The following is a 10,561-nucleotide window of genomic DNA, read 5'->3' as shown; positions in this document are numbered from 1 at the left end:
CACTCCACAGCCGGCGCCCGGGCCGCCCCGGGCGGGCGGGGGCGCGGCCAGGCTGAAGGGATGGCGGGGACACGGTGATGAAGGTGACGGCGGACGTGGGCACCCGGCTGGACAGGCTGTATTTCAGCCGGGCCGCGCAGGCGCTGCGGATCTGGTCCGGGCAGTTCGGCCGGCTGCTGCTGCCGACCGACTGCGTGGCCTGCGGTGCGACGGATTACGTCCTGTGCGCTGCCTGCAGGCGGCGCCTGCGGCGCTCGACGGTGCGACCGATCGCCGTGGAGCAGGACGCCGATTGCTTGCCGCTGGACGAGGCCGGCCGACCGCTGCCGGTGACCGCCGGGGGGCCCTACCGGCGTGAACTGTCCCAGGCCGTGCTGGCCTTTAAGAACCACGGCCGGACCGAGTTGGCGCCGGTGCTGGCCGTCGTGCTGGCCGGAGCCCTGGACGCGGCCGCGGCACGTGCGGGCCGGCCCGCCGCGGCGGTGCTGGTCCCGGTTCCCTCGCGCGGCAGCTCCCGCCGGCGCCGCGGCTACGATCCGCTTCAACTGCTGCTGTCCCGCCTGGCCCGGCAAGGCCTGCTGCCGGCCGGCCTGCAGTTGCTGCCCGCCGTCCGCCAGGTGGACCCGGCGCGGCGCCTGCAGCGGCCGGGTTCCCCGGGCGGGCAGAAGTCGCTGGGCCGGTCGGCGCGGCAACGGAACGTTGCCGGCAGCATGGCCGTGCCGCCGGGGTACGCACCCCTGATCGCCGGGAGGTGCTGCCTCCTGGTGGACGACGTGCTCACCACCGGTGCCACGATGGGTGAGCTGGCCCGGGCCCTGCGTGCCGCCGGCGGACATCCCCTGGGCGGAGCGGTGCTGGCAGCCGCCTCGGCCCCGGCCGGGCCCGCCGGCCGGGATGCGGGCCGGGAGGCCGCGAGCCGGCCCTCGTGAGCACCGCGGAATGACGCGGGGTGTAACGATTATGCAGTGCCGGCTGCACCGGCCCTCGGAGTGCCCTCGGACATCGTCGGCAAATGTTGTAGATATTCGTGGGTAAAGGGTGAATAAAAGGTGTCCGTGATCTAACGTGAAGTATGGGCTCCCGCGAGGGAGGCAACCCGTCTTCAGCGGCTGAAAGGAGTTTCTCTTTTCGGTCGCTGTTGTGTCATCTAGGCAATTATGGAGGGCACCATGGAATTCAACATCAACGGCCGCAACCTGTCCGTTTCGGATCGGTTCCGCGAGTACGCTGAGGAGAAGATCTCCAAGATCGAGCAGTTGGGCGACAAGGTCCAGCGGCTTGATGCCAAAGTCACCAAAGAGGCTAATGCCCGCAATGCCGAAAGCTCGATGACCGTCGAGCTCACCGTGCTCGGACGGGGCAGCGTGGTCCGCGCCGAGGCCAAGGCCGCGGACAAGTTTGCAGCTTTCGACATTGCCTATAACAAGCTTTTGGAGCGCCTGCGCCGCGCTCGGGACCGCCGCAAGGTCCACCACGGCCGTCACACCCCGACCGCCGTCCATCAGGCCACCGCCACGCTGGAACCGGCCAGCTCGGACATGCCGCTGCACGAAGCGGCGCTGGCTGCGGCAACTGCCCAGGACCAGGCCGAGGACCGGACCGGCTACGACATCGACAACGATGTTCCCGCCGGAGACTCACCGGTGCTGATCCGCCGCAAGGTCTTCCCGGCCGCGTCCATGACTCTCGACGATGCCGTGGACAACATGGAACTGGTGGGACACGACTTCTACCTGTTCATCGACAAGGCGACGAACGCACCCAGCGTCGTCTACCGCCGTCGTGGCTGGACGTACGGCGTGATCACCCTCGACGCCGATTGCAGCGCCGAAGAAGCCAAGGCGCGCGAAGAGGTGCTGGCCTACCGCGCGTCGGCGGGCGCCAAGGCCTGACAGCGCCGCGGCTGCCTAGTATGAAGGCATGACAGCCCGCATCACTCCGGCCCAGGCCCGCCGCATCGCGCTGGCGGCGCAGGGCTTGGTTCAGGAACGGCCCACCGGCCTTGTCACGGCAAGGCAGGTGGGCCGGACCTTTGACCGGCTGCGGCTGCTGCAGATTGACTCCGTGAACGTGCTGGTGCGCTCGCATTACCTGCCGTTCTTCTCCAGGCTCGGCGGCTACGACGTCGACATCCTCCACCGGTTTGCGGGAAAAGCGCCGCGCCGCATGATGGAGTACTGGGCGCACGAAGCCAGCTATATCAAGCCGCAGGATTTCGCCGATCTCCGCCAGTGGCAGCGTCGCCGGTGGGTTGGCGCCGCCGGCATGGACCCGGTCCTCGTCCAGGACCTGACCGCCAAGATCCTGGACACGCTTTCCTCCTCGCGCGGCCTGACCGCCCGGGCGGTCGCCGACCGGATCGGCCATGACGCGCACCAGCCGAAGACCGACTGGGGCTGGAACTGGAACGCGGTCAAGCGGGTGCTGGAGGACCTCTTCGAACAGGGGCTGGTCAGCGCCGCCGCGCGGACTCCCCAGTTCGAACGGCTCTACACCCTGACCGAGCGGGTGCTGCCAGCCCCGCACGACGCACAGTACCGGCCCGATCCTGAACAGGCGATGCTGAGGCTGATCGAGGCCGCCGCGCTGGCTCACGGCATCGGGACCGTCAAGTGCTTCGCCGACTACTTCCGGGTGCCGGTGCGGGCGGCCGCCGACGCGGTGCGGACCCTGGAGGCGGCCGGAAAGCTGGAAGCGGTGCAGGTGGATGGCTGGAGGGGCGACGTGTACCTGCACGCCGAGGCGGCCCGGCCGCGCCGCGCCACCGGCAGGGCACTCCTGAGCCCCTTCGATTCCTTGGTGTTCGAACGCCAGCGGGTGGAGCGGCTGTTCGGCTTTCGCTACCGGATCGAAATCTACACGCCGGCGCCGAAGCGGACCTACGGCTACTACGTCCTGCCGTTCCTGCTGGGGGACCGGCTGTGTGCCCGCGTGGACTTGAAAGCGGACCGGGCCTCGGGCAGGCTCGTGGTCCGGGCTGCGCACGCCGAAGACGACGCCCCGCCCGGAACCGCCGCGGAGCTGGCAGCCGAGCTGGCCGGCATGGCCGAGTGGCTGGCGCTGGACGCCGTCGTGGTTCAGGAGAGCGGCGGTTTGGCCCCGGCCCTGGCCCGTGAGAGCGCGAAACGGCCGCCGGGAACCAAAACGCTGCGGGACTCGTCTCTCACGTAGACTGAACGAGCCAGATTTCTGCGCAACTGACTGGGAGCTATGTAGTGCCAACGATTCTCGAGCGTGTGCTTCGTACCGGCGACAAGAAGACGCTGAAGAGGCTGCGCGGCTACGCCGATGCGATCAACGTCCTGGAAGAGGACTTCAAGTCCCTCACGGATGCCGAGTTGCGCGGGGAAACCGACACGTTGAAGCAGCGCTACCAGGACGGCGAGCTGCTCGACGACCTGCTCCCGGAGGCATTCGCGGCCGTCCGCGAAGCCGCCAGCCGCACGCTCGGCCTGCGCCACTTCGACGTCCAGCTGATGGGCGGCGCAGCCCTGCACATGGGCAACATCGCGGAGATGAAGACCGGCGAAGGCAAGACGCTGGTGGCCACCGCGCCCGCCTACCTGAACGCGCTCACCGGCAAGGGCGTCCACGTGGTGACGGTCAACGACTACCTGGCCGAATACCAGTCCGACCTGATGGGCCGTGTTTACCGCTTCCTGGGCCTGACCAGCGGCTGCATCCTGTCGAACCAGAACCCGGCGACGCGCCGCGAACAGTACGCGGCGGACATCACCTACGGCACGAACAACGAGTTTGGCTTCGACTACCTGCGCGACAACATGGCCTGGAGCCGTGACGAACTGGTCCAGCGCGGACACCACTTCGCGATCGTGGACGAAGTCGACTCGATCCTGATCGACGAGGCCCGCACCCCGCTGATCATTTCCGGCCAGGCCTCCGGCGACGTGAACCGTTGGTACACCGAATTTGCGCGCGTCGTGATGCGGCTGAAGGACACCGAAGACTACGAAGTCGACGAGAAGAAGCGTACCGTCGGCGTGCTGGAATCCGGCATCGAAAAGGTCGAGGACTACCTCGGCATCGACAACCTGTATGAATCGGCGAATACGCCGCTGATCGGGTTCCTGAACAACGCCATCAAGGCCAAGGAGTTGTTCAAGCGGGACAAGGACTACGTGGTGCTCAAGGGCGAGGTGCTCATCGTCGACGAGCACACCGGCCGCATCCTGGCCGGCCGGCGCTACAACGAAGGCATGCACCAGGCGATCGAGGCCAAAGAGGGCGTCGAGATCAAGGCCGAGAACCAGACGCTGGCCACGGTGACCCTGCAGAACTACTTCCGCCTCTACGGCAAGCTCTCGGGCATGACCGGCACCGCCGAAACCGAAGCGGCCGAGTTCATGAGCACCTACAAGCTCGGCGTGGTTCCGATCCCGACGAACAAGCCGATGGCCCGCATCGACCAGTCGGACCTGATCTACAAGAACGAAGTCGCCAAGTTCGACGCCGTCGTGAAGGACATCGCCGAGCGCCACGAAAAGGGCCAGCCGGTCCTGGTGGGCACCACCAGCGTGGAGAAGAGCGAGTACCTGTCCAAGCAGTTGGCGAAACAGGGTATCCGGCACGAAGTGCTCAACGCCAAGAACCACGCCCGGGAAGCGGCGATCGTCGCGCAGGCCGGCCGCAAGGGTGCCGTCACGGTGGCCACCAACATGGCCGGCCGCGGTACGGACATCATGCTCGGCGGCAACGCCGAGTTCAACGCGGTGGCCGAATTGGAACGCCGCGGCCTGGACCCCGCCGCGAACCCGGAAGACTACGAGGCCGCCTGGCCCGCCGCCCTGGCAGCGGCGCAGAAAGCCGTGCAGGCCGAGCACGACGAGGTCAAGGAGCTCGGCGGTCTCTACGTGCTGGGCACCGAACGGCATGAGTCGCGGCGCATCGACAACCAGCTCCGCGGCCGCTCGGGGCGCCAGGGCGACCCGGGTGAATCCCGCTTCTACCTCTCCCTGACCGATGACCTGATGCGGCTGTTCAACTCGGGCGCGGCCGAACGCATCATGAACTCCTCCCGCATGCCCGACGACGTGGCGTTGGAGTCCAAGATGGTTTCCAAGGCCATCCAGAACGCCCAGGCACAGGTCGAAGGCCGGAACGCCGAGCAGCGCAAGAACGTGCTGAAGTACGACGACGTGCTCAACCGGCAGCGTGAGGCAATCTACAACGACCGGCGGCGCATCCTGGAAGGCGACGACCTGCACGAGAAGGTCGCGTTCTTCCTTGAGGACGTGGTGACGGCGATGGTCAACGAAGCCACCGCTGAGGGCCATGGCGACGACTGGGACTACGAGCAGCTGTGGACCAACCTCAAGCAGCTCTACCCGATCGAACTGACGATCGACGAGGTGCTGGAGGAAGCCGGCGGGCGCTCGAGGGTCACGGCGGATTTCCTGCGCGCCGAAATTGTCTCCGATGCCAAGGTCGCCTACGCCCAGCGCGAGCAGACGCTCGGCTCCGAGACTATGCGCGAACTGGAGCGGCGCGTGGTGCTCTCGGTGATCGGCAGGAAGTGGCAGGAACACCTCTACGAGATGGATTACCTCAAGGAGGGCATCGGACTGCGGGCCATGGCCCAACGCGATCCGCTGGTCGAATACCAGCGCGAGGGATTCGTGATGTTCCAGGCCATGATGGAGTCCATCCGTGAAGAGAGCATCGGCTATCTCTTCAACCTCGAGGTCCAGGTTCAGCAGCCGGCCGAGGCGACGGTCCCCGGGGTCGCTGACGCCCGGGCGGCGGCGGCGCCGCAGATCACCGCGGCCGGCCTGGAAGCTCCGCAGCGGCCGGCGGCCCTGCAGTTCACGGCGCCCAGTGCATCCGGGGAAGCCGAGACACGGGTCGAACGCCAGGCCCCGGCCAAGGCGGCAGCGCCTGCCAGGGACAAGCGCCCCGCCAAGAGCGGCAAGCGCCGGAAGTAGTTTGGGGCTTCAGCCGATCTCCAGGGCCGTGACCTTCCACAGTCCGCGGATCCACTCCAGCCGCAGCGCCACCGCGCGTATCCGGCGGGTCTCGGCCACCACCAACGACGCTTCATAGGCGCTGTCGGCGGCACGGCACACCCGGGCGGAGCGGACCACGGGGCTGCGGTGCAGCCGCAGCGGTGCCCGGCCATCGGAACGCAGCTGCGCCTGGTGGGCCCTGGCGATGTCCGCCCGGTGCACCAGCTTTTCGTAGCTGGCGGGGTCAAGCCAGCGGGCCAGCTGTTGGACCGGCCGTGTGCCGGAGACGGCCTCCAGGCAGGCCTGCGCCACGGACCGGGCCATCGCCGTGACGTGGAGCAGTTCGGCCTCCGCCTCGGGGTCCCCGCCCACCGGCAGCGGAACGGGACGGGGCACTGCGGCGGGTCCGGCCGTCCCGCGGGTGTCATCCGGTCGCCTGGGCTGCAACCGGATGACGGGCGCAAAGTAGCCGTCCGGCCCGGCCGGTTTGACCCGCCGTACCGTCAGGGGCCGGGGCGCCCCGCTCGCCGGTGCCAGCGTGTCCAGGCGCGCGCCCGCCGCGGCTTCCTTCTCCGGCGTCTGCACGGCCGGGAGGTGTCGCACGTTGTCCATGTCCTGCCCTTCCTTCCACTGGTACTGCCTTGGCTTCCAGCCGCGCCACACAGCACGGCTCCCGTGTGCGTCTCTCGGCCGCTTCCGGAAAGCTTCACTATCCGGGCGGAGGTACGACGAGCGTTTGCCCGGGTTTGATTAGGGAGGGGTCGTGACCGATGAGGGTTTGGTTGGCGGCATACCACTCCGGCCACCGCTCGGCGATTTCCACGTCGGTCGCCAGCGGGCCCAGCTCGGCGGCCGCGAGCTGCCAGAGGGAATCCCCGGCGGTGACGGTAACCAGCCGGGGTGCGTCAGAGGCTTCCCGGGTTGGCGGCTTGACGACGGCGCCCGGGGCCGCGGCCGGCGGAGCGGGCTTCCATGAGGGGTCCACCGGAGGGTTTATCCGACCGGCCAGGCCGTCCGGCTGCCACCGGGGATCCACAACGGCAGCGCTGGACGCGCCGGTCCCGGCCGCGGCTTCGGCCGGACGCGTTGCGGCCGCCGCATGGGCGCCCGCGACCACCACCAGATTGAGGCCGACGACGGCGCCCGCCAAGCGCCGCAGGAACGCGGGACTCCACACGGCCCACCGGGCCGCCAGGCGACTGTGGCCGGTCCTGGCCAGCACCGCGCAGGCCGCCGCTGCCGCCATGCCCAGGAGCAACCAACAGAGCACGGCCGCGCCGGCTCCGATCGACAGGAGCGCCAGCAGGTCCTGATAGTTCTGCGAAGGCCACGTGGCGCCGGTGGCCAGCTCCCTCCCCGCGAGCACCAGCACGGCGGCACAAGCCGTCACCAGCCCTGTGGTTGCCAGATCGGCGGTGGTTCTGAGCATGGGAAGCGCCTCCAGAGAGAAACGTGTTACTGCCGTTTGATGTAGTTTGGTTATGTTTAGTGCTATTTGTTTTCCAATAGTGGCAGCTTCAAACACTTGTTGTAAAGCAGTCGGTTTTCCGTTGACGGTATGTGGTGCAGGTTCCTAGGCTGGCGCCATGCGTTGGGACGCCCTGTTTGCCGATTTGGAGACCCAGCTACACGCCGCAGACCGGCTGGAGTTGGAAGCGGAGGTAAACGAGCGCGCCCGGATCGAGTTGGCCGCGGTGGGTCTGGCCGACCGGCTTCGGGGGCAGCTGGGCAGCAGGTTGCGCGTCCGTGCAGGCACAGACCTCAGGTTCGAGGGGACGCTGGCCCATGTCGGATCAACCTGGTTGGTGCTGTACGAGGGAGTGCGGAGCGTGCTCCTGCCGTTGGCCGCTGTCCAACTGCTCGAAGGAATGGGCCGGCATGCGGTTGCCGACTCGACCGGGGCGCGTCGGCTCGGGCTCGGATCCGCACTGCGCGCCCTTGGCCGCGACCGCGCACCGGTCGCGGTCTACCTGTCGGGCGGCCCCGGCATCCCGGCGGCCGAGGGGGTGGTCGACAGGGTCGGGGCGGACTCCTTCGACCTCGCGGCGGTGCCGTCGGGCGAGGACAGGCGCGCGGCAAATGTCCGGTCGGTCTACACGGTGCCCTTCGCGGCCATTGCGGCCCTCGTGTCGCGCAGCCCGGACTGAATGCTCATTCCGTGGTGGACTTGGCCTCTTCGATCAGCCGCCGCGTCTGGGCATACTTGTCCTGGATGTACTGGTCGAGCATGACCTGCTCGACGCGCCATTGGCCCCGGCCGCCGATCTGGATGGCGGGAAGTTCGCCGCTGCGAACCAGGGCGTACGTCTGCGACGAGGAGATCTGCAACTCCTCCGCCACATCGGACAGGGTGAGGAACCGCGGCATGGGCTGATCCTTCGGAGCGGGGACGGTTTCAGCCATTATGGCACCGTTTGACGTCGTTTGATCCAACTGGACCCGTTGCTTCTGAAAAGTTTTCCCCAGATCCGGCCCGGGTGGCCGCGGCGGTTCCCTTTCCCCTGGGCCACGACCAGAATGGTGCCACCCGCGGCCTCGGGGCCGACTCTCGGAGCGCAGGCTGGCTGTCCCCTGGGGCGCGGGAATAAGGGGGGAAAATTCGTGAGCGCTGCCATCGCAGAAAAAACCGTCGCACAGCGGTTGAAACGCCCGTCGTGGAAAGATCCCCGGTTGCTGGTGGGGCTGCTGCTCGTGGCGGCTTCGGTGGCCGGAGTCGCAGCGCTGGTCAACAGCGCGGATAAGACCACCGGTGTCCTGGCGGCCAGGACGGACATCGCGGTGGGACAACCGATCTCCGCCGCCGACGTGGTCGTCGTCGACGTTCGGCTGGGCGAGGCGGGCAGCCTTTATCTGCCGGCAGCAACGGGGTTGCCGGCAGATGCCGTCGCCACCGCGCTGGTCCGGGGCGGTGAACTGCTGCCGGCTTCCGTGCTGGGCGCCGGCGACGACTTGGACCGGAAACCGATCGGCCTGAGTATCGAGAGCCCGTTGCCCGAGGAGGCCGGTCCCGGTTCCCGGGTCGATGTATGGGTGTCGCTGCCCGACGGACGCAACGGTTTCAAGGAGCCGGAGAGGCTGCTCGAGGCGGCCGAGGTGTCGCAGTTGACGCGCGCCACCACCGCTTTCGGCTCGTCCGGGGCGGAACGGCTGCACGTCCTGGTGGGGGATGACACCCTGCCGGCGCTGCTGCATGCCCTCGCCAACGGGGCACGCATCAACGTGGTACTCAACCCGGCCGGTACTCCATGAGTCTGCCGGTCGTCACGCTGGGAACGGCGGCCGCCGACTTCGTGACCGGCCTGGAACGGCTCCATGGGCCTGTCACCGTGGTCCGGCGCTGCACCGACCTCGCGGAGTTGCTGGCGGCGGCGCAGTCCGGGCTGGCCCGGGCGGCCATCGTGGCGGGCCGGACGAGGGAGCTCGACGGCAGTGTGCTGGAGCGGCTGCACGGCGCCGAGGTGTCCGTGGTGGCGTTGACCGACGACGGCGGGGAACGCCTCCGGCTCGAAGCGCTCGGCATCCGCACGGGTGCCGCAACCGTTGAGCCCGTGGCCCTGGCAGCACTGGTGGCCGAGTCCGTCGCGCAGCTGCGCTCGCTGACGGCGGCCAAAGCGGCAGCAGGAGCCGCTGCGCCGGGAGGGGCGGCGCTGGCCGACCCCGCCCGGGCCCTGCGGCCGCACGACGCTGCAGTTAAACCGCCGGCACCTGCAGGGGCCAAGGGTGAACTCGTCGCGGTGTGGGGTCCGGCCGGGGCGCCGGGACGCACCACCGTGGCGGTCAACCTCGCCGCCGAATACGCCGCCGCCGGCCGGCGGACCCTGCTGATGGATGCGGATACCTACGGGGCCAGCGTCGCCGCGTTCCTTGGCCTGCTCGATGAATCTGCCGCGCTTGCCCACGCCTGCCGGCTGGCGGACCAGGGCGTGCTGGACAGCCCGGCCCTGGAACGGGTCTGCCTGAAGGTAGCCGTGGCCGGAACCTCGATGCTGGTGCTGACCGGGATTACGAGGGTGGACCGGTGGACCGAGCTGAGGCCGTCGGCGCTCGGGGCGGTGCTGGACGTGGCGCGGGCGGTGGCGGAGACCGTCGTCGTGGATTGCGGTTTCTCGCTGGAACACGACGAGGAGCTGAGCTTTGACTCGATGGCGCCGCGGCGCAATGGTGCCACGTTGCGGGTGCTGGAGGCGGCGGACCGGGTGCTGGCCGTGGGCAGCGCGGATTCGGTGGGGCTGCCGCGGCTGGTCCGCGCGCTGGACGAACTGGCGCATGCCGTCCCCTCCGCCTCGGCCGAAGTGGTGCTCAACAAGGTTCGGGCGGCAGCCGTGGGAGCCCGGCCGGAAGCACAGTTGCGGGAGGCCTGGGAACGGTTCGTGCCGGCCGCCGGCGTCCCCGCCCTGCTGCCGTCCGATACCGCCGCAGCCGATGCCGCCCTGCTGGGCGGCTCGGTCCTGTTGGAATCCGCGCCGGGCTCTGCGCTGCGGCACGCCATCGCCGGGCTGGCCGGAAGCCGGCCGGCGCCGCCCAGGCGGGGAATCTGCCGTCGTGCCCGCTCAAAGTGAAGTTTTGAACGCGCCGCGTTAGGCTTGCCGAAGGACCGC

The 10,561-nt window shown here is 68.9% G+C and carries 10 protein-coding genes; 7 read left to right on the top strand and 3 right to left on the bottom strand.

Going from position 1 to position 10,561, the window contains the following annotated elements; translation table 11 throughout:
* Positions 1 to 77 precede the first annotated feature (77 nt).
* From AC5RWG_RS04720 to secA, 4 genes are all read left to right on the top strand, one after another.
* A complete protein-coding gene (locus AC5RWG_RS04720) occupies positions 78 to 929 on the top strand; it encodes a ComF family protein (RefSeq protein WP_494166493.1) in 852 nt (283 codons plus the stop codon).
* A 240-nt stretch (positions 930 to 1,169) separates the two neighbouring features.
* Complete coding sequence (hpf, locus tag AC5RWG_RS04715; RefSeq protein ID WP_494000220.1) at positions 1,170 to 1,892, top strand: ribosome hibernation-promoting factor, HPF/YfiA family; 723 nt, start codon at positions 1,170 to 1,172, stop codon at positions 1,890 to 1,892.
* 28 nt (positions 1,893 to 1,920) lie between these two features.
* Positions 1,921 to 3,171 carry a winged helix-turn-helix domain-containing protein gene (locus AC5RWG_RS04710; RefSeq protein ID WP_494012511.1) on the top strand — a complete coding sequence of 417 codons (1,251 nt, stop codon included), beginning with the start codon at positions 1,921 to 1,923 and terminating at the stop codon, positions 3,169 to 3,171.
* Between the two features lie 44 nt (positions 3,172 to 3,215).
* Complete coding sequence (gene secA, locus AC5RWG_RS04705) at positions 3,216 to 5,942, top strand: preprotein translocase subunit SecA (RefSeq protein WP_494012510.1); 2,727 nt, start codon at positions 3,216 to 3,218, stop codon at positions 5,940 to 5,942.
* Positions 5,943 to 5,951: 9 nt separating this feature from the next.
* Here the strand turns inward: secA and AC5RWG_RS04700 are convergent, their stop codons facing one another.
* Positions 5,952 to 6,575 (bottom strand): Rv3235 family protein, encoded by a 624-nt coding sequence (locus AC5RWG_RS04700; RefSeq protein WP_494049701.1) that lies wholly within the window; start codon positions 6,573 to 6,575, stop codon positions 5,952 to 5,954.
* Positions 6,576 to 6,672: 97 nt separating this feature from the next.
* Positions 6,673 to 7,392, bottom strand: a complete 720-nt coding sequence (locus AC5RWG_RS04695; RefSeq protein WP_494049702.1) for a LysM peptidoglycan-binding domain-containing protein — start codon at positions 7,390 to 7,392, stop codon at positions 6,673 to 6,675.
* A 157-nt stretch (positions 7,393 to 7,549) separates the two neighbouring features.
* Here AC5RWG_RS04695 and AC5RWG_RS04690 point away from each other — a divergent pair, with 157 nt between their 5' ends.
* The gene (locus AC5RWG_RS04690) at positions 7,550 to 8,110 is read left to right on the top strand and encodes a hypothetical protein (RefSeq protein WP_494025569.1); all 561 of its coding nucleotides are present in this window, start codon (positions 7,550 to 7,552) and stop codon (positions 8,108 to 8,110) included.
* Positions 8,111 to 8,114: 4 nt separating this feature from the next.
* Here AC5RWG_RS04690 and AC5RWG_RS04685 read toward each other — a convergent pair whose 3' ends face one another.
* Entirely contained in the window at positions 8,115 to 8,330 is a 216-nt protein-coding gene (locus tag AC5RWG_RS04685; RefSeq protein WP_493979122.1) for a helix-turn-helix domain-containing protein, read from the bottom strand.
* 234 nt (positions 8,331 to 8,564) lie between these two features.
* Here AC5RWG_RS04685 and AC5RWG_RS04680 point away from each other — a divergent pair, with 234 nt between their 5' ends.
* Positions 8,565 to 9,212 (top strand): hypothetical protein, encoded by a 648-nt coding sequence (locus AC5RWG_RS04680; protein WP_494166492.1) that lies wholly within the window; start codon positions 8,565 to 8,567, stop codon positions 9,210 to 9,212.
* The gene (locus tag AC5RWG_RS04675) at positions 9,209 to 10,522 is read left to right on the top strand and encodes a CpaE/TadZ family protein (protein WP_494049703.1); all 1,314 of its coding nucleotides are present in this window, start codon (positions 9,209 to 9,211) and stop codon (positions 10,520 to 10,522) included. Before AC5RWG_RS04680 ends, AC5RWG_RS04675 begins: the two co-directional genes overlap by 4 nt.
* Positions 10,523 to 10,561: the final 39 nt, after the last annotated feature.

It is taken from the genome of Arthrobacter sp. Y3221160, assembly GCF_059092585.1.
The sequence above is the reverse complement of the archived record's forward strand: the minus strand, read 5'-3'. Positions and strand labels throughout refer to the sequence as shown.

Excerpts from the sequence above, each read along its gene's own strand:
- AC5RWG_RS04720 (WP_494166493.1), top strand. The coding sequence starts at position 78 with ATGAAGGTGACGGCGGACGTGGGCACCCGGCTGGACAGGCTGTATTTC.
- hpf (WP_494000220.1), top strand. The coding sequence starts at position 1,170 with ATGGAATTCAACATCAACGGCCGCAACCTGTCCGTTTCGGATCGGTTC.
- AC5RWG_RS04710 (WP_494012511.1), top strand. The coding sequence starts at position 1,921 with ATGACAGCCCGCATCACTCCGGCCCAGGCCCGCCGCATCGCGCTGGCG.
- AC5RWG_RS04700 (WP_494049701.1), bottom strand. The coding sequence starts at position 6,575 with ATGGACAACGTGCGACACCTCCCGGCCGTGCAGACGCCGGAGAAGGAA.
- AC5RWG_RS04695 (WP_494049702.1), bottom strand. The coding sequence starts at position 7,392 with ATGCTCAGAACCACCGCCGATCTGGCAACCACAGGGCTGGTGACGGCT.
- AC5RWG_RS04690 (WP_494025569.1), top strand. The coding sequence starts at position 7,550 with ATGCGTTGGGACGCCCTGTTTGCCGATTTGGAGACCCAGCTACACGCC.
- AC5RWG_RS04685 (WP_493979122.1), bottom strand. The coding sequence starts at position 8,330 with ATGCCGCGGTTCCTCACCCTGTCCGATGTGGCGGAGGAGTTGCAGATC.
- AC5RWG_RS04675 (WP_494049703.1), top strand. The coding sequence starts at position 9,209 with ATGAGTCTGCCGGTCGTCACGCTGGGAACGGCGGCCGCCGACTTCGTG.